The 17145-nt window shown below is 73.3% G+C and carries 16 protein-coding genes and 1 tRNA gene; 9 read left to right on the plus strand and 8 right to left on the minus strand.

Going from position 1 to position 17145, the window contains the following annotated elements:
- Positions 1-28: 28 nt before the first annotated feature.
- The 4 genes from BLW04_RS18210 to BLW04_RS29335 form a co-directional block, all read right to left on the minus strand.
- Entirely contained in the window at positions 29-1243 is a 1215-nt protein-coding gene (locus tag BLW04_RS18210; RefSeq protein WP_091544549.1) for a M20 metallopeptidase family protein, read from the minus strand.
- An 89-nt stretch (positions 1244-1332) separates the two neighbouring features.
- Positions 1333-1578, minus strand: coding sequence for a nickel-binding protein (locus tag BLW04_RS18215; protein WP_091544553.1), 246 nt, complete (start codon positions 1576-1578; stop codon positions 1333-1335).
- An 83-nt stretch (positions 1579-1661) separates the two neighbouring features.
- Positions 1662-2201 carry a pirin family protein gene (locus BLW04_RS18220; RefSeq protein WP_091544555.1) on the minus strand — a complete coding sequence of 180 codons (540 nt, stop codon included), beginning with the start codon at positions 2199-2201 and terminating at the stop codon, positions 1662-1664.
- Complete coding sequence (locus tag BLW04_RS29335; RefSeq protein ID WP_091544558.1) at positions 2198-2902, minus strand: phosphatase PAP2 family protein; 705 nt, start codon at positions 2900-2902, stop codon at positions 2198-2200. Before BLW04_RS29335 ends, BLW04_RS18220 begins: the two co-directional genes overlap by 4 nt.
- A 44-nt stretch (positions 2903-2946) precedes the next feature.
- Here BLW04_RS29335 and BLW04_RS18230 point away from each other — a divergent pair, with 44 nt between their 5' ends.
- The 6 genes from BLW04_RS18230 (at position 2947) to BLW04_RS18255 (ending at position 9818) form a co-directional block, all read left to right on the plus strand.
- Positions 2947-4140 carry a PucR family transcriptional regulator gene (locus BLW04_RS18230; RefSeq protein WP_254781771.1) on the plus strand — a complete coding sequence of 398 codons (1194 nt, stop codon included), beginning with the start codon at positions 2947-2949 and terminating at the stop codon, positions 4138-4140.
- 172 nt (positions 4141-4312) lie between these two features.
- Positions 4313-5515: an acyltransferase domain-containing protein gene (locus BLW04_RS18235; RefSeq protein ID WP_091544611.1), complete on the plus strand. Its 1203-nt coding sequence runs from the start codon at positions 4313-4315 to the stop codon at positions 5513-5515.
- Positions 5512-6480, plus strand: coding sequence for a beta-ketoacyl-ACP synthase III (locus BLW04_RS18240; protein WP_091544560.1), 969 nt, complete (start codon positions 5512-5514; stop codon positions 6478-6480). Before BLW04_RS18235 ends, BLW04_RS18240 begins: the two co-directional genes overlap by 4 nt.
- 91 nt (positions 6481-6571) lie before the next feature.
- Positions 6572-6817 carry an acyl carrier protein gene (locus tag BLW04_RS18245; RefSeq protein ID WP_091544564.1) on the plus strand — a complete coding sequence of 82 codons (246 nt, stop codon included), beginning with the start codon at positions 6572-6574 and terminating at the stop codon, positions 6815-6817.
- A gap of 271 nt (positions 6818-7088) precedes the next feature.
- The gene (locus BLW04_RS18250) at positions 7089-8330 is read left to right on the plus strand and encodes a beta-ketoacyl-[acyl-carrier-protein] synthase family protein (RefSeq protein WP_091544567.1); all 1242 of its coding nucleotides are present in this window, start codon (positions 7089-7091) and stop codon (positions 8328-8330) included.
- Between the two features lie 72 nt (positions 8331-8402).
- Positions 8403-9818 carry an acyl-CoA carboxylase subunit beta gene (locus BLW04_RS18255; RefSeq protein WP_091544572.1) on the plus strand — a complete coding sequence of 472 codons (1416 nt, stop codon included), beginning with the start codon at positions 8403-8405 and terminating at the stop codon, positions 9816-9818.
- Between the two features lie 134 nt (positions 9819-9952).
- On the opposite strand, the gene BLW04_RS18260 is transcribed toward BLW04_RS18255, so the two are convergent.
- Complete coding sequence (locus BLW04_RS18260; RefSeq protein WP_091544575.1) at positions 9953-10450, minus strand: DUF3145 domain-containing protein; 498 nt, start codon at positions 10448-10450, stop codon at positions 9953-9955.
- A 269-nt stretch (positions 10451-10719) separates the two neighbouring features.
- On the opposite strand from BLW04_RS18260, the gene BLW04_RS18265 reads away from it, so the two are divergent.
- Positions 10720-11370 (plus strand): maleylpyruvate isomerase family mycothiol-dependent enzyme, encoded by a 651-nt coding sequence (locus BLW04_RS18265; protein WP_091544579.1) that lies wholly within the window; start codon positions 10720-10722, stop codon positions 11368-11370.
- Positions 11371-11446: 76 nt separating this feature from the next.
- Positions 11447-11520: transfer RNA gene (locus BLW04_RS18270), tRNA-Ile, on the plus strand.
- A gap of 16 nt (positions 11521-11536) precedes the next feature.
- Here BLW04_RS18270 and BLW04_RS18275 read toward each other — a convergent pair.
- The 3 genes from BLW04_RS18275 to mobF all read right to left on the minus strand — a co-directional run bounded on the left by BLW04_RS18275 (position 11537) and on the right by mobF (position 16020).
- The gene (locus BLW04_RS18275; RefSeq protein ID WP_091544582.1) at positions 11537-12688 is read right to left on the minus strand and encodes a tyrosine-type recombinase/integrase; all 1152 of its coding nucleotides are present in this window, start codon (positions 12686-12688) and stop codon (positions 11537-11539) included.
- Between the two features lie 81 nt (positions 12689-12769).
- Positions 12770-13000 carry a helix-turn-helix transcriptional regulator gene (locus BLW04_RS18280; RefSeq protein ID WP_091544586.1) on the minus strand — a complete coding sequence of 77 codons (231 nt, stop codon included), beginning with the start codon at positions 12998-13000 and terminating at the stop codon, positions 12770-12772.
- 134 nt (positions 13001-13134) lie between these two features.
- Positions 13135-16020 carry a MobF family relaxase gene (gene mobF, locus BLW04_RS18285; protein WP_371327801.1) on the minus strand — a complete coding sequence of 962 codons (2886 nt, stop codon included), beginning with the start codon at positions 16018-16020 and terminating at the stop codon, positions 13135-13137.
- An 857-nt stretch (positions 16021-16877) separates the two neighbouring features.
- On the opposite strand from mobF, the gene BLW04_RS18290 reads away from it, so the two are divergent.
- Positions 16878-17145: transposase (locus tag BLW04_RS18290; protein ID WP_139306901.1), on the plus strand; the 268-nt coding region annotated here is incomplete at its 3' end.

Below are 17145 nucleotides of genomic sequence, written 5' to 3' on the forward strand. Positions count from 1 at the left end.
CTTTACAGGGAGGCGGGCCGCTCCGCGCTCACCCGGCGAGTGCCTGCAGTGCCATCTGCGCGTAGAGGGCGACGCCGGCCGGCAGTGCGTCCTCGTCGAAGACGACGAGGTTGGAGTGGTTCCCCGGCGCGCTCTCCGGCTCCAGGTCCGGCGGGCAGGCGCCCAGGAAGGCCATCGCCCCGGGGACCCGCTCCAGCACGTAGGAGAAGTCCTCCGCACCCATCAGCGGCACCGGCATGGTCGCGCTGGCCTGCCCGCCGAGCAGTGTCGCCGCGGTCGCGCCGACCTGCGCAGCCACGGCAGCGTCGTTGACGGTCACCGGGTAGCCCTCGACCCGGGTGAACTCCGCCGTCAGGTCGTGGGCGGCCGCGACGTGGGTGGCGACCCGCTCGACGGCGGCTACGGTGTCGGCCCGCCGGTGCGCCGACAGCGTCCGGATGGTGCCCTCCAGGAACGCCGTCTCCGGGATGATGTTGTTCGCCGAGCCGGCCGCGACGTGCCCGACGGTGACCACGGCGGGGTCGAAGACGTCGACCCGGCGGGTGACCATCGCCTGCAGCGCCAGGATGATCTCCGCCGCGACCGGCACCGGGTCGGCGGTCAGGTGCGGGGTGGAGGCGTGCCCCCCGCGACCGCGCAGGGTGATCCGGAAGTGGTCGGCGGCGGCCATCACCGGGCCGGGCCGCACGTTGATCGTTCCGGTGCGCCACATGGTGGAGATGTGCAGCGCGAACGCGCCGCTCACCGGCGCCTCCGGGACGACGTCGAGCAGCCCCTCCTCGAGCATGTAACGCGCTCCGTGGAAGCCCTCCTCCCCCGGCTGGACCATGAACACGACCTGCCCGGCCAGTGCGTCCCGCCGCTCGGCGAGCAGCCGCGCGGCGCCGACCAGCATCGCCATGTGCGTGTCGTGGCCGCAGGCGTGCATGGCGCCGGGCACCTCGGAGGCGAAGGTCAGCCCGGTGTCCTCACGCACCGGCAGCGCGTCCATGTCCCCGCGCAGCAGGTAGGTCGGCCCCGGGCGTGCGCCGCGCAGCACACCGACCACCGAGGTGGTGCTCGTGCCGGTGGTCAGCTCGATCGGGAGGTCGCCGAGCGCCTCGAGCACGGTCGCCTGGGTGCGGGGCAACTGGAGCCCGATCTCGGGGGTGCGGTGCAGCCGGCGACGGAGGTCGACGGTGCGGTCGGCGTCGGCACGGGCGGCGGCGAGCAGCTCAGCGACTGATGAAGACGGGGCAGACATGCCGCACAGTCTCCTAGCTTGGCTCAGCATCTCGACAGAGCCACGTGATTGAGCCTTGCCGCATACGAGGAAGCTCGCCGCCGGCCGGCTCACATCAGGCTCTCCACCCGGTGCACGTGGCCGCACGGGACGTCCAGGGCGGCATGGTGCTTGCGGACGGCGTCCTCGTCCGGCGCCTCTAGCACGCACCAGACCTTGCCCTCGGGGTTGTGGTACAGCTCGACCTGGCGCACGCCGTACGCGTCGGTGGCCCCGTCGCGCGCACCTGCGCCGATGTCCGCGATCGCCTCGGGCGGCAGCTGCAGGTGGTCGTGGAAGTCCATGAACCTGGGCATGTCCTCGCTCCTCGGTCAGCCCCCCGCGAACGGCACTGTGCTCCCGCCGCGACCCGCTGTCCAGCACCCCGACGACGGTGCGGTCAGGTCGCCCACGCGGGCCGGGTGAGGTCCAGCTGCCAGACGCAGACAGTGGCCGGTCCGGTCACCGGCCCGGTCGTCGGTGCCGCGGTCACCTCGTCGCCCCGGGCCACCACCCGCAGCCCCGGCGGCGGGTCGGCCGACTCCCCAGCGGCCACCACGGCCACCCACAGCCGCGCGTCCGCGCGGCCCAGGTCGATCCAGCCGGCCGGCACGGGGTGCACGTCGTGCGACGGCGGGCCCCCGGCCACGGCGGCCCGCAGGTACGTCTGGACGACGTGGGCACCGGCGTCCCCGGCCACCTCGTCGTGCCACAGGCCGCCCCCGGCGCGCAACACCCCGACGTCCCCTGCACCCAGCACCGCACCTACCAGCCAGCGGTGGGTCAGCGACCCGGCCAGCACCACCGCCACGACGTCGACGTCCCGGTGCGCGTGCTGCCCGTAGCCCTCCCCCGGGCTCAGCCGGTCGTCGGCCAGCCGCAGCAGCGGGCCCAGCGAGCCGTCGTCAGGGTCGAGGAGCACCCGCGAGTCCAGGGTCACCGAACAGGCTCCACCGCGGCCGGCGACCGCTCCGGCAGCGCGGCCCGGCCGCCAGGCAGGCCGCCGAACGCGAGCGCCACCAGCAGCGTCCAGGCCGCGCCGAGGGCCTCCCCGCCCACCACGTCGGACAGCCAGTGCACGCCCAGCCACATCCGGGTCAGCCCGACCACCACGGCCAGCACCAGACCGGCGGCCAGCCAGCCGCGGCGGGCCCGCGGGGCGAGCGCCGGCCAGGCCAGCAACAGCCCCACCGCGACCAGCGTGGTCACCCCCGAGGCGTGCCCGCTGGGGTAGCTCAGCGACTCGTACGCCGCGCCCCCGCCGGGAAACTGCGGGCGCGACCGGCCGACGGCGTCCTTGAGCAGCGTGGTCAGCGGACTGACCAGCAGAACGGCGGTGGCCACCCAGGCCGCCGTCCACCAGCGGCGGCGGACAACCAGCCAGGCCAGCACCGGCAGGTACAGCACGCACCGGACGACCAGCAGGCCCGGCGCCGTGGCCACCTGCAGGAGTCCCTCGACCAGCCGGGAGCGGTCGTCGCCGGCGTACAGGGCGTCGGCCACCGCGCGGTCGACCCGCAGCAGCGGCGGAGCCTGCTCGAGCACCGCCCAGGCCAGCAGTGCCACGACCAGGACGGTGGCCAGCACGGTTGCGCCGGCGACCCGCACCGCGCGGGCATCACTCGATCGGGGCGGGGGCACGGCTCCAGGATCTCGCACCCGCGGCGCCGTGACACGCTGGAGGGGTGGCGGAACAGCAGCGGCGGAGCGGGCTGGCCGCCCGCCCGTCGGCCGCGACGCTGCGCCGGCTGGAGCGGGCGTCCGGCGCGCTGGCCACCCAGGCGGTGGCCCGGATGGACGAGGAGCTGGCCTGGTTCCGCACCATGCCCGCCGCCCAGCGGTCCTGGGTCATGATCGTCGCCCAGGCCGGCATCGCCTCCCTGGTCGAGTGGTGCCGCGACCCCGGCCGGCCGCCCCGGCTGACCGGCGAGGTGTTCGGCGCCGCACCCCGCGAGCTGGTCCGCGCCGTTCCGCTCAAGCAGACCGTCGACCTGATCAAGGTGACCGTCGAGACGGTCGAGGACCGGGTCGACCAGGTGGCCGAACCCGGGGACGGCGACCAGCTGCGCCTGGCGGTCATCCAGTACAGCCGCGAGGTCGCGTTCGCCACCGCGCACATCTACGCCAGCTTCGCGGAGAACCGCGGCGCCTGGGACGCCCGGCTGGAGGCCCTGGTGGTCGACGCGCTGGTGCGTGGCGACCGCTCGGAGGAGCTGCCCGGCCGCGCCGCCGCGCTGGGCTGGGTGGCCACCGGTGCGGTCGTCGTCCTGGTCGGGGCGGCGCCCCCGGGGGTGGACGACCAGCGCGCGGCGGTCCGCCGGGCGGCCCGCTCGGCGGGCTGCGACGTGCTCGTCGGCGTCCACGCGGACACGCTGGTCGTCGTGCTGGGCGGGGTGCCCGACCTGGGACAGGTCGCCGTCCGGGTCAGCCGCGAATTCGGGCCCGGCGCGGTGGTGCTGGGCCCGCAGGCGGAGTCACTCGCCTCCGCCGGAGAGTCCGCGACCGCGGCGCTGGCCGGGCTGCACGCGGCGGCCGCCTGGCCGGAGGCGCCCCGGCCGGTCGCCGCCGACGACCTGCTGCCCGAACGCGCTCTGGACGGCGACCCGGTGGCGCGGGCGGCCCTGTCCGAGCGGGTGTCGCTGCCGCTGCAGGCCGCCGGCGGCGAGGTGCTGGAGACCGTGCGCGTGGTGCTGGGCAACGGCGGCAACCTGGAGGCCAGCGCCCGCGCCCTCTTCGTGCACACCAACACGGTGCGGTACCGGCTGAAGCGGGCGGCCGAACTCACCGGCTACTCGGCCACCGATGCCCGCGGGGCGTGGACCCTGCAGCTCGCCCTCGCGCTCAGCGGACTGGACGGCGATCGCTCCCTCTGGCACTGAGCCGGCCGATCCTGGGCGGAGTTCCAAACATGGAATTGTGGTCTCTGCCACCGACACGCTGACCCAACCGCGGTTGACGGCCCGCAGTTTGGAGGGATCCTCCAACGGGACCCCGCCATTCTTCGTGGGTCCCAGCACCGCGGATCGGCGGCCGGACTGGCACGGTGGGCACGTGCTGGCCGTCCTCGCTCCCGGACAGGGTGCCCAGAAGCCCGGAATGCTCACGCCCTGGCTCGAGCTGCCCGGTGCCGAGTCCTTCTTCCGCTGGGCCGGTGCGATCGCCGACGCCGACCTCCTGGAGCTCGGCACCACCGGTGACGCCGAGGCCATTCAGGACACCGCGGTCACCCAGCCGCTGGTCGTCGCGATGAGCTTGTTCATCGCCCGGGAGCTCGGCGGCATGCCCGGCCCGGTGGTGCACAGCCCGCAGGCCGGGCGGGACGTCGTCATCGCCGGGCACAGCGTCGGCGAGCTCACCGCTGCCGCACTGGCCGGGGTGCTGTCCATCGAGGCAGCGATCGCGCTGACCGCCGTCCGCGGCCGGGCGATGGCGCGGTCGTGTGCGCAGACGCCCACCGGGATGTCCGCCGTCCTGGGCGGGGACCCCGACGAGGTGCTGGCCGCGATCGAGGCCTCCGGGCTGGTCCCGGCCAACCGCAACGGTGGTGGCCAGATCGTCGCCGCCGGCTCCCTCGACGGGCTGGCCGCGCTGAGGGCCGAACCGCCGGCCAAGGCCAGGGTTATGCCGCTGCCGGTGGCCGGCGCCTTCCACACGCACTACATGGCCTCCGCCCGCGAGGAACTCGAGGGGCTGGTCGGCGGACTGCGCCCGGCCGACCCCAGCCGGCTGCTGCTGTCCAACGCCGACGGCGCGGCGGTCGACTCCGGCGCCGAGGTGCTGTCCCGGTTGGTCAGCCAGGTCACCAGCCCGGTCCGCTTCGACGCCTGCCTGGCGACGCTGCGCGACCTCGGGGTGACCGCGGTGCTCGAGCTACCCCCGGCCGGTGCGCTGGCCGGGCTGGCCAAGCGCGAGTGGAAGGGCAGCGACATCGAGGTGCTCGCCCTCGCCGGCCCCAACGACCTGGACCGCGCCCGGGAACTGATCACCGCCGAACGCGGCCGCGCCGAGGCCGAGCACCTGCCCGACTGGCGGGTGGTGGTCTCCCCCGCCCGCGGCACCGTCAGCCCCGCCGACGTTCCGGAGGGCACCCACCTGCCCGCCGGTACCCCGCTCGGCTGCATCCGCGGCCGGCGCGAGGAGGTCAACGTCTCCGCCGCCTACGACGGCGTGCTCGCCGAGTGGCTGGTTCAGGACGGCGACCTCGTCGACGCCGGCGATCCGCTCGCCCGTCTCTATCCGGAGGTAGCCGTATGACCACCCTGAAGCGTGCGCAGGGCGCTGCCGGCGCCCGCGTCCTGGGCCTGGGCGCCTACCGGCCCCGGCGCCGGGTGACCAACGCCGACCTGGCCGAGACGATGGACACCAGCGACGACTGGATCCAGTCGCGGGTCGGCATCGCCGAGCGCCGCTGGGCCGAGCCGGACGAGACGCTGATCGAGATGGCCGTGGCCGCCGGCGGCAAGGCGTTGGCGGCCAGCGGGCTGTCGCCCGACGCCATCGACCTGGTGATCGTGGCCAGCGCGAGCCTGCGCAAGCCCATCCCCGGCATGGGCCCACTGGTCGCCCACCGGCTGGGCGTGACCCGCCCCGGCGCGTTCGACCTCAACGCCGGGTGCGCCGGGTTCTGCTACGCCCTGGGCCTGGCCACCGACTCGATCAGCGCCGGCTCGGCGCGCAACGCGCTCGTCATCGGCGTCGAGCGGCTCACCGACGTCACCGACCTGACCGACCGCGGCACCGCGGTGATCTTCGCCGACGGGGCCGGCGCGATGGTGGTCGGCGCCGCCGACGAACCGGGCATCGGCCCGGTCGTCTGGGGCAGCGACGGCGACCAGCACACCGCCATCTCCATCCCCGAGGGCCTGCCGCACATGACCATGGCCGGACAGGCGGTCTACCGCTGGGCGACAACCAAGCTCACCGAGACCCTGCTCCAGGCGATGGAGAAGGCCGGCGTCGGGCCGGCGGACATCGACGTCTTCGCCCCCCACCAGGCCAACCTGCGGATCGTGGAGTCGATGGCCAAGAAGATCGGCTTCCCCGAGTCCACGGTCATCGCCCGCGACATCATCCAGGCCGGCAACACCTCCGCGGCGTCGGTGCCGCTGGCGCTCACCGCGCTGCTGGAGTCCGGTGAGGCCAAGAGCGGCGACACCGCCCTGGTGCTCGGGTACGGCGCCGGGCTCACGTTCGCCGGCCAGGTCCTGAACCTGCCCTGACCCACCCCACAGACCCCCGGGACGCACGTCCCGGACGACGGTGGCGAGCCGACCCGGCTGGCCACCCATCGCCCCGACGAGAGGACAGCCCGTGAGCAGCACCGCAGAGATCCAGACCGGCGTCGCCGAGATCCTGGAGGAGGTGGCCGGCGTCGCCCCCGCCGACGTCAGCCCCGAGAAGTCCTTCACCGACGACCTGGACGTCGACTCGCTCTCCATGGTCGAGATCGCCACCGCCGTCGAGGACAAGTTCGGGGTGGCCATCCCCGACGACGAGCTCGGCAACATCAAGACCGTCGGCGACGCCATCTCCTACATCGAGAAGAACCAGGGCTGACCAACCCACCTCCGGTGTAGGAGCGGAACGGCTCCGCCGTACCAACCGAAACCGGACCCACCTCCGGTGTAGGAGCGGAACGGCTCCGCCGTACCAACCGAAACCGGACCCACCTCCGGTGTAGGAGCGGAACGGCTCCGCCGTACCAACCGAAACCGGACCCACCTCCGGTGTAGGAGCGGAACGGCTCCGCCGTACCGCGCCCCTCAGGTACAGCTCTGCCCCCGCACTCCCCCGGCCGTCCGGCCAGTCAGTCCAAGGAGGAACGTCCATGAGCACGTCCACCGCCGACGTCGTCGTCACCGGGATGGGCGCCACCACGCCGCTCGGTGGCGATGTCGCCTCCACGTGGGAGGCGCTGCTGGCCGGCCGGTCCGGGGTCACCCGCATCACAGACGACTGGGTGAAGGACTTCCCCGCCCAGCTCGTCGCCCGGCTCGCCGTCGACCCCGCCGAGCAGATCGACCGGGTCCGCGCCCGCCGGCTCGACCGCAGCCAGCAGGTGGCGGTCATCGCCGCCGAGGAGGCCTGGCGGGATGCCGCCGGCGCGACCTCCGGGGTCGACCCGGAGCGGATCGCCGTCGTCTTCGGCACCGGGATCGGCGGCGCGCTGACCCTGCTGGGCCAGGACGACATCCTGGAGCAGAAGGGCCCCAAGCGGGTCTCCCCGCACACCATTCCGATGCTCATGCCCAACGGCCCGGCCGCCGCGGTGGGCCTGGCCGTCGGCGCCAAGGCCGGCGTCCACGCCCCGGTCAGCGCCTGCGCCTCCGGCGCCGAGGCCATCCGCTGGGGCATGGACCTGCTCCGCTTCGACCGCGCCGACATGGTGCTGGTCGGCGGAACCGAGGCCTGCGTGCACCCGCTGCCGATGGCCGGCTTCGCCGCCATGCGGGCGATGAGCACCCGCAACGACGAGCCCGGCCGCGCCTCGCGCCCCTTCGACAAGGGCCGCGACGGCTTCGTGCTGGCCGAGGGCGCCGCCGCGCTCGTGCTCGAGCGGGCCGACGCCGCCAAGGCCCGCGGCGCGAGGGTCTACGCCCGGCTCGCCGGCGCCGGGGCCACCTCCGACGGCTACGACCTGGTCGCCCCGCACCCCGAGGGCGCCGGCGGCGCCCGGGCGATGGCCGCCGCGATCAAGGACGCCGGCCTCACCGCGGCCGACATCGGGCACGTCAACGCGCACGCCACCTCGACCCCGATGGGTGACACCGCCGAGGCCACCGCCATCCACGGCACCATCGGCGACCACCCGCTGGTGACCGCCACCAAGGGCCAGACCGGTCACCTGCTCGGCGCCGCCGGTGCGCTCGAGTCGGTGTTCACGATCCTGGCGCTGCGCGACCAGATCGTGCCGGCCACGGCGAACCTCGACGACCCCGACGACCACGTGGCCGTGCAGTCCCTCGACATCGTCCGGCGCGAGCCGCGCCGGGCGTCCTTCTCCGCCGCGCTCAACGACTCCTTCGGCTTCGGCGGCCACAACATGGCCCTGGTGTTCACCACTGTCTGAGCCCCCGCTCGCCCGCAACGCCGGTTCCGGCAACGGAGCCCTTCCGGCGGAGCCCCCCGATTGGACGTCCGCATGACCACGGTGCACGCCGAGCCGCCGACCGCACCCGCCGTCGACCCCCGGGACCCGGAGGATCGGCTGTCCCGGTTCTTCGACCCGGGGTCGATGCGGACGCTGGCGGCGAAGGACACCTCCGGGGTGCTCGCCGCCCGGGGCACCGTCGCCGGTTCCCCGGCGATCGCCTTCTGCACCGACGCCACGATCATGGGCGGGGCGATGGGGTTCGACGGCTGCCGCCACATCGTCGACGCGATGGACGCCGCCCTGCGGGAACGCGTGCCGGTCGTCGGCATCTGGCACTCCGGTGGTGCCCGGCTGGCCGAGGGTGTAACCGCGCTGCACGCCGTGGGCGAGGTCTTCGCGGCCATGGTGCGGGCGTCGGGACGGATCCCACAGATCTCCGTCGTCCTGGGCCCGGCCGCCGGCGGCGCCGCCTACGGGCCGGCGCTCACCGACATGGTGATCATGGGACCGGCCGGCCGGGTGTTCGTCACCGGCCCGGACGTCGTCCGGTCGGTGACCGGCGAGGACGTCGACATGGAGCGGCTCGGCGGCCCGGACACCCACGGACGGCGCTCCGGCGTCGTGCACGTGGTGACCGACAGCGAGGCCGAGGCGCTGGAGACCGCCCGCCAGGCGGTCGACCTGCTCGCCGCCCAGGGCAGCTTCGCCGCCGCGGACGGTGCGCCCGACGTCGACCTCAGGGCGCTGCTGCCCGAGCGGCCGAACCGCGCCTATGACGTCAAGCCGCTGGTCGCCGCGCTGCTGGACGGGCCGTCGCTGGAGCTGCACCCGCGCTTCGCGCCGAATGTCGTCACCACGCTGGGCCGTCTGGCCGGGCGCACGGTTGGCGTGATCGCCAACAACCCGCTACGGCTGGGCGGCTGCCTGGACTCGGCCTCGGCGGAGAAGGCGGCCCGGTTCGTGCGGATGTGCGACGCGTTCGGCGTGCCGCTGGTCGTGCTGGTCGACGTGCCCGGCTACCTGCCCGGCGTCGGCCAGGAGTGGGACGGCGTGGTGCGCCGCGGCGCGAAGCTGCTGCACGCCTTCGCCGAGTCCGTCGTCCCGCGGGTGACGCTGGTGACCCGCAAGTCCTACGGCGGGGCCTACATCGCGATGAACTCCCGGTCGCTGGGCGCGACGGCGGTCTTCGCCTGGCCCGGCGCCGAGGTGGCCGTGATGGGCGCGAAGGCCGCGGTCGGCATCCTGCACCGCAAGAAGCTGGCGGCGGCTCCTCCCGGGGAGCGCGAGGCGCTGCACGCCCAGTTGGCCGCCGAGCACGAGCGGATCGCCGGCGGCGTCAACCGGGCCCGCGAGATCGGCGTGGTCGACGAGGTGGTCGATCCGGCGGAGACCAAGCGGCGGCTGGTGGCGGCTCTGGCGGAGGCGCCGTCCGGTCGCGGGGCGCACGGCAACATCCCGCTCTGAGAAAGGACCTGCTCCTCCCCACCACTCGCAAGCTCGCGGCGGGCCCCTGGAGCGGGCCGAACGACGGGCCAGCACCCCACGGGGGTGCCGAGCCGTTCTGCCGTGGTCCCGCGACGGTGACCCGGGAGGTGGCCTTAGACGACCTGGTGCAGCCAGGTGACCGGGGCGGCGTCGCCGGCGTAGCGGTAGGCCTCGAGGTCGGCGTCCCAGGGGGCGCCGAGCAGGACGTCGACGCCGTGCCGGAAGGCCTCGGGCGAGGCGGAGGTGGCGGCCAGGTGACGCAGCTGCTGCTCGGTGACGATGAGGTCACCGTTGGCGCTGGTAGCAGCGCGGAAGACGCCCTGGCCCGGGACGTAGGCCATGCGCTCGCCGTCGTTGCCCTGGCTGGGCTCCTCGGTCACCTCGAAGCGCAGCATCGGCCACTGCTTGAGGGCAGCGACCAGCTTGGCGCCCATACCGGTGGAACCGGTCCAGGCGACCTCCGCACGGTAGGAAGCGTGCGCCGCGGGCTGTTCAGCCCACGTCAAAGACACCGGCCCGCCGACGACGCGTTCGAGCGCCCATTCGACGTGCTGGCAGAGCGCCTTCGGGCACGCGTGCACGAAGACCACACCCTGGGTAGAACGCCGCACGGGGCACCTCCATCGACTCGACTGGCCTCGTCTTCCCCAACGGACCTGTCGTGCGGTGGTGTGTCTCGGGCATGCTCCGGCACCGGGGTACCGGCGGACAGTCTGCCCGACCGGCGGGGTCCTGCGCCAGTGCGAAGTGGTGCGAATGGGACGCCTGGGGCGGCTAGCGTCCAAAGAGGCGCCGAAGTTGGACGGTGCGGCGGCGCGGCGACCCGTGGAATTGGACGCTCTGGCCGTGGATCGTCCAGGGTGCGACGAAGGGGGCTCGGATGAGCGGGACGGTGGACGACGTGGATGTCAGGGTCCGCGAGGAGCGGGCACGGCTGGTCAGCGTGCTCGAGGCTCTGGACGACGAGCAGTGGCAGACGCCGAGCCTGTGTGCGGGCTGGTCGGTGCGGGACCTCGTCGTGCACCTGCTCATGCCCTACGAGCTGCCGGTGCACCGGTTCGCGCTCCTGATGCTGCGCGCCCGAATGAACTTCGACCGGGCCGCGGACCGCTGGGCCACCACGGACCGGCGGTCGCCGTCGGAGGTCATGGCTGCCCTGCGCGACACCGAGCACCAGACCTTCTCCGGCGGGCCCGGGGCGCCGGCCGAGGCGCCGCTGAGCCACCTGGTGATCCACGCTGAGGACGTCTACTGGCCCCTCGGCGTGCCGTCGCCGACCGATCCGGAGGACGCCGGCCGCACGCTCGACCAGCTGACGAGCCCGCGGGGCCGCCGCGCGCTCACGCCCGGCCTGCTCGACGGGTTGGCCTTCTCGGCCTCCGACACGAGCTGGAGCTCCGGCGACGGCGCCCAGGTGTCCGGGCCGGCCGTCGCGCTTGTGACGACGATCGCCGGTCGCACCGCGGCACTCCACGAGCTCACCGGCGACGGCGTGGCCCCGCTCCGCGCGCGGCTGCAGCCCGTCACCTGAGCTTGGTCCACCGCGGTCAGGCGCCCGTCGCGTCGCGAGGCGGCGCGCGCCGTCTGGCAGGCTGTGCGGGCAGGACGGGGCGGTAGCTCAGCTGGTCAGAGCATGGGACTCATAATCCCTGGGTCGTGGGTTCGAGCCCCACCCGCCCCACCGGTATATGGGCAGGTCAGCGGCTTGCGTCCTGATCGGTGATCTTGACGATCGGGTCCCGCGCCCACACGGCGCCCACACTCCGCGAAGAGGTGTGGGCGTCGTGTGCGGCGTCCATGCGGTCGGCGAGCCCGCCGAGGTCGTCGTCGAAGAGCCCGGAGTAGACGTCCAGGGTCATCGCGGCGGAGGCGTGCCCGAGCATCCGCTGGACCGCTTTGACGTTCGCGCCGCTCGCCACCAGGAGGCTGGCGGCGGTGTGCCGGAGGTCGTGCGGGCTGAGGTCCTCCAGCCCGGCCGCTCGAGCAGCGGGGTCGAACACCCGCCGACGGAAGTTGCCTGAGCGCAGCACCGCGCCCTCCGGTGAGGTCAGCACGAGGTCGTCCCGGCCCTTCCCCTCGCACCGCCGGGACAGCGGCGCCATGAGAACGCCGGGGATGGGCACGGTGCGCTGCTGGTGGCTCTTGGGGGCGCCGTACTCGACGGTGCCGCCGACCTCGGTGGCGCTCTCGGCGACGGTGAGCCGTTTGCGGAGGAAGTCGACCCGTCGGACCCGCAGCGCGGCCATCTCGCCGAACCGTAGGCCCGTGTAGGCCAGCAGGTGGACGACGTCGCCATACTCCCCCGCCGCCTCGGCGAGCCGCTCGACCTCGTTCCGATTCAGAAACCGGGGGTCGGCCCGCCGGACCCGCGGCAGTGGAACGCCGACCGCGGGGTTGCGCGGGATCCGCCCGTCGCGGACGGCCAGGGTCAGCAGGAGCGAGAACACCCGGTGCGCCTGCCGCACGCTGGAGGGAGCCAGGTCGCTCGACACGAGGCCGGCGACCCAGGCCGCGATCTCGGCATGGGTGACGTCCGCCAGCCGGTACTGGCCCCACCGCGGCACGATGCGGGCCCTTAGGATCGACCGGTAGCCGTACAGGGTGCTGGGCTTCAGGCCGGTCTGCGCGGCTGACCACTGCTCTGCCCACGCCGCGACGGTGACGCGGCCCCGCTCGGGCGCCGTCCAGGTCTGGGTGACCAGCGCCGAGGTCTGCTCGTCGAGCCAGTGCTGGGCATCGACCTTGCGGCTGAAGCGCTTCTCGTGCTGACGTCCGCCGACGTCGCGGTAGCGCGCGCGGTACCGCTTCGCGCCGTCACTGAGCACGATCGTGCTGATGGTCCCGGCCATCAGACGACCTTCCCCACATGCCGTCCCTGCGTCAACGGACGGCGCCGCGGCGATCAGGCCGCGGGTGGTCGCCGCGACCCGTCAACGGGAGCCGGGCGGCTGGTCGTGCTGGGTGTCGATCCAGGCGCGGAGGTCGTCGCGGCGGTAAAGGACGCGGCGACCGAGGCGGAAGCTGCGGGGGCCGGTGCCCAGGTGTCTCCAGTAGCGCAGGGTCGCGACGGGCGCGCGGACGAGCTCGGCTGCTTCGCTGATGGTGAGCAGCTCCGGGTCGCGGCTGCCGGCGAGCTCGGGACGGGTGGGGTGGTCCGGCATAGCTGCCTCCGGGGCAGGTCGGCAGTGGTTGGCCCTTCGGCTTCAAAGGCGCGTTTCTCCGTCGATTGGTGACAGCGTCGTCGGAGTGACGGGTTCGGTCCGCCTGACCTGCTGTTGCGGTGACGGGTGGACGGTCACCGTCGGACGCGCGGGCTGGCGTCGCGTCGCGGCACCCGGTAGGCGGCCGGCTCCGGCCGGCGGATGCCGCTTCCGTGCTCCGTGGTGGTCGCCCGAGTGACAGGCCAGGTATCCCGTTCGTCGGGTGGGACTGCCCCCGCGTGGCGCAGCTCCGCCGGCAGCTGGACTCCAGGGCGGGCTCCGGCGTAACGGGCCGCCTCTTCGGCGGCGAGCTCGACGGCATGTGCGGGGCCGAGGTCGGCGCGGTCGCGGGCGAAGACAGCGATCCATTGGTCCCGCGCCTCGGTCAGGCTCTCGGCGACCAGGTGGGCGGTGTTCGAACGGCGCCCCCGCGTCATCCCCACGTAGGCCGACGCTGCCCCGGTCTGCTCGCCCAGCACCACGTGGGCAGTGTCGACGGTGTCCCCTTGGACGCCGTGCGCGGTGCTGGCGTAGGCCAGCTCCACGTACGCCGCCGTGTATTCGGCGAGCAGCACCCGGTCGCTGCTGCCGGCCGCGGTGACGTCACGATGAACGTTGCCGGCAGGGGTGACACAGGCGGGGGCGACATAGAGCTGCCCGTGCCGGTCGACCGCCGTGACGGTCCAGTTGTCCCGGTTGGCGACGTCCAGGCCGCGGTCGTTGCGGCGGGTGGCGATCAGGTCTCCAGCCCCGATCCGCTGCGCAGCCCGCGTTGTGACCACGCGAGTGTCGTCCACCCGCCCGTCGGCAACGAGCTGCTGGCGGATCGCGGCGTTGAGGGCAGCGGTCCGCTCGAGGGTGTCCGCCACCACCGCGAGCTCTTCACTGCCGCCGTAGGACGCGGCGGCGGTGGTCGCCAGTGACGTGCGCAGCGCGGACTCGTCGGCGTGCAGCTGGATCTGGCCGCGCGCCACCAACGCGTCGAAGACCGTCCCGGGGTTGTCGCCCGTGCGCATGGCCAGCGTCAGGTCCGCGTATTCGGCGTCCGGCGCCATCCGGACGCCTCCGTCGACGAGGGTGAGCGCGCGGGTGAAGCGGTGCACCTCCTGCAGGGTCAGGTGCGCCGTCGGGTCGACCTGGCCGATCGCAAGGTCGAGCACTCCCCCGCGGCCGACGGCGGCCAGCTGGTGCCTATCCCCGAGCAGCGCAACCCGCACCTGACACTCGTCGGCGACGGTGAGCAAGGCCCGAGCATTGTCCTGGCCGAGCATCCCGGCCTCGTCGACCACGAGCAGATCCCCGTGACGAAGCCGTGCCCGCTCGACCGGCCCCGAGTAGACGTGACCAGTGCTCGGGTCGGTCTGCCCGACGGCGAGCCGGGTCCAGACGCCGTCGCTGCTCCAGCGCCAGCCGTATTGAAACGCCAGCCACGCCGCCGACCCGGCCGATGCACCGACCTCGGCGGCGGCGACCTTGGCCGCCTTCAACGTCGGGGTTACCACCGTCAGTGCCCGCCCCTGCCGGTTCAGGAGGTCGCGGGTGGCCGCGAGGGTGGCGGTCTTACCGGCGCCGGCTGCGCCCTCGACCACCAGCAGCGGCCGGTCCCCAGCCAGCGCGGCGACAACCGCGGCCTGACCGACATCCAGTCCGATCCCAGCGGCGAGCTGGCCGTCAAGGCCGACGTCGGGATAGCGGTCGGTGGCGGGTTGAGTGCCGCGGGAGGCGAGCCGGACGGTCAGATCCGCCTCGACCGCGAGCACCGGACGCGATGTCAAAGCACGGATGTGCTCAGGAAGGGGAAGGGCAGCGCCGTCGCGGGTCAGTAGCGGCACGCAGCGGTCCACGGCCCGGGCGGTGAGGTCCTCGGCCAGCTCGGCCCGGACCGCGGCGTCGACGACGATTCCGCCGGCGGCGATCAACTGCTCGACCTCGCCTCGGATGTCTGCGGCGTTCCACGCCGACCGCCCGGCGCCCAGTCGGGCCAGCACCTGCTGCACCGCACCGTCGCGGTCCAGGGTCCCGACTGAGGCCGGGACCAGTTCCACCGGATGGTCGCGCTCTCGGTAACCGAGCGCGGCGAGCTCGGCCAGGCACCGGGCATCCACGTCCGCGCCTGAAAGCGGGGTGACCTTGTCCGGGCGCCCATCGGCCCAAGCCCGCGCATCCCAGGACCGCCGCAGCGCCGGCCCGGGAAGCTCCCCGGGATGCGCTGCCGTCCACTCGACTTCGTAGCGCTCGAAATTGCGACCGATCTGCGCCGCCCGCGCACTGAACGCGCCTACATATCCGGCCAACTCACGGATCTCTCCAGCCGCGTCCAAGGTGTAGCCGTGGGCTGCGAGTGCGGCGCGGAAATGCGGGTCGGTGGCTACCGCTGCATGCCCGATCCCGTTGATCGCAGCCAGTGAGTCCCGGACCCCGACGGTGTGCAGCCCCCGCCACTTCCCCGCGGCGAACACCCGTGCGTTGATCTGCAGATGCAGATGCCGGTGCGGATCCCCGGCCCGGGACGTGTAGTGCCGCACCGTCACCGCCTCCAGCACCTCGACCGGCACCTGCACCTGCCCGCCCCGCGGCCCGAGCCGGGTGGTGACGTGCTCGGCGAGCCAGCCGATGATCTGGCCTGCGGCGCGGTCCTGTGCGGCGTCGTAGGCCGCGGCCACCTCGGGGTACAACGCGGCCGCCAGCGACCACGACTTCGGGCCGTTGACCACCACCTCGACGAACCGCACCGCCCGGTCGTCGTCCCGCAGCCGCCCCCGCGCCCGCCCCGTCTCGGGGTCCACCCCGGCGACCCACGCCTCGTAGCCGTCACCGGTCAGCGAGGCCAACTCCTCCACCCGGCCGCCGGCGGCGGCGAAGCGGCGCGCGATGCCAGTGCCCTCGGTCAGGTAGTAGTCATCGGCCCGACCCCGACCGGCCTCGACGTACTGGCGGGCAGGGGCCGGCGCACCGGCGTACACCTTCATCCCGCCATGCATTTTCAGCACCACCCGATAATGACCAACACGTCACCCCACAAACGACGAAGGGCCCCGCGAAGCGGGGCCAGAACTACCGATATTGGTAGCATGCGTGCCGTTCCGTTCCCAGTAAAGGCTTGGACGGTGATGGCTCGAGCTTGGGGTCATCGACTATTCGTGAAGGTTTAACAGATTGATTGAACGATGACGGTAATAGTTAATCGACTGGAGTCCGGCGAGCTCGCGTCAGTGGGCTGATGACGTCGGGTGCCTCGCGACCTGCGTCGACGTGGATGCCGGGCGGTTGGAACGCCCGCGGATGGTGACGCCAATCTGCCAGGCCGCAGGTCGCCCAACATCTGTCAACAGACAGATGCCTGGGCTCTGGCCGGTCATCGGAACCGTGAGGCTTTGGCTGCCATCCAACAGGCGACTAGCTTCAAGGCCGGCGTTGTTTCTGGGTCAGCGTCGGGGGCCAGACCGAATTGGGACGCCATTTCCTGGCGCGAACAGGAGTTGATGCCCTTCCCGACGCCCCCTGGCCGGGCCAGCGCATCAGCAGATCGATCAGGCAGCCACTTCGGAGTGGCGCCACAGCCTGTCACACAACCGCCCCCCGGAACTGTCAGATCCGCGCGAGATGCTGCGTGGGTGTCCTGCATCAGTACCTGCCCGCATGTCCCGGTGTCCCAGCCGCCCGACGGCAGTCCGGTGTTCGCCACGCCCCGCGAGCTCGTGGCCGCTGACGCCGACCGGCGAGTCGTCTGCCATGCCTGCGGCGATCTGCTCACCCGCGTCTCGCCCGCGCACTTGTCCCGCCATGGTCTAGAGCGTGTCTGCCAAAGATTGGCGGGTTGGTGGGCGACGCTGGACGAATGTTGCGTACCGACGAGATCCCGGACGAGTTGTGGGAGTTGATCCAGCCGGTGCTGCCTGCCGGCGGTCATCAGGGCCGGCCGTGGAATGACCACCGACTGACGCTCGAGGCGATCATCTGGCGGTACCGCACCGGGTCGCCGTGGCGTGACCTGCCCGATCACTTCGGCGCGTGGCAATCGGTGTGGGAACGCCACCGTCGCTGGTCTGACGACGGCACCTACGTGCGGATGTTCGCCGCGGTGCGCGCCGCAGCCCCTGAGCGCG

It is taken from the genome of Modestobacter sp. DSM 44400 (assembly GCF_900107175.1).
Lineage (GTDB): Bacteria > Actinomycetota > Actinomycetes > Mycobacteriales > Geodermatophilaceae > Modestobacter.

Bases quoted from the DNA above. Each gene is read 5' to 3' on its own strand.
- BLW04_RS18210 (WP_091544549.1), bottom strand. From the start codon at position 1,243: ATGTCTGCCCCGTCTTCATCAGTCGCTGAGCTGCTCGCCGCCGCCCGT.
- BLW04_RS18215 (WP_091544553.1), bottom strand. From the start codon at position 1,578: ATGCCCAGGTTCATGGACTTCCACGACCACCTGCAGCTGCCGCCCGAG.
- BLW04_RS18240 (WP_091544560.1), top strand. From the start codon at position 5,512: ATGACCACCCTGAAGCGTGCGCAGGGCGCTGCCGGCGCCCGCGTCCTG.
- BLW04_RS18250 (WP_091544567.1), top strand. From the start codon at position 7,089: ATGAGCACGTCCACCGCCGACGTCGTCGTCACCGGGATGGGCGCCACC.
- BLW04_RS18255 (WP_091544572.1), top strand. From the start codon at position 8,403: ATGACCACGGTGCACGCCGAGCCGCCGACCGCACCCGCCGTCGACCCC.
- BLW04_RS18265 (WP_091544579.1), top strand. From the start codon at position 10,720: ATGAGCGGGACGGTGGACGACGTGGATGTCAGGGTCCGCGAGGAGCGG.
- BLW04_RS18275 (WP_091544582.1), bottom strand. From the start codon at position 12,688: ATGGCCGGGACCATCAGCACGATCGTGCTCAGTGACGGCGCGAAGCGG.
- BLW04_RS18280 (WP_091544586.1), bottom strand. From the start codon at position 13,000: ATGCCGGACCACCCCACCCGTCCCGAGCTCGCCGGCAGCCGCGACCCG.
- mobF (WP_371327801.1), bottom strand. From the start codon at position 16,020: ATGCATGGCGGGATGAAGGTGTACGCCGGTGCGCCGGCCCCTGCCCGC.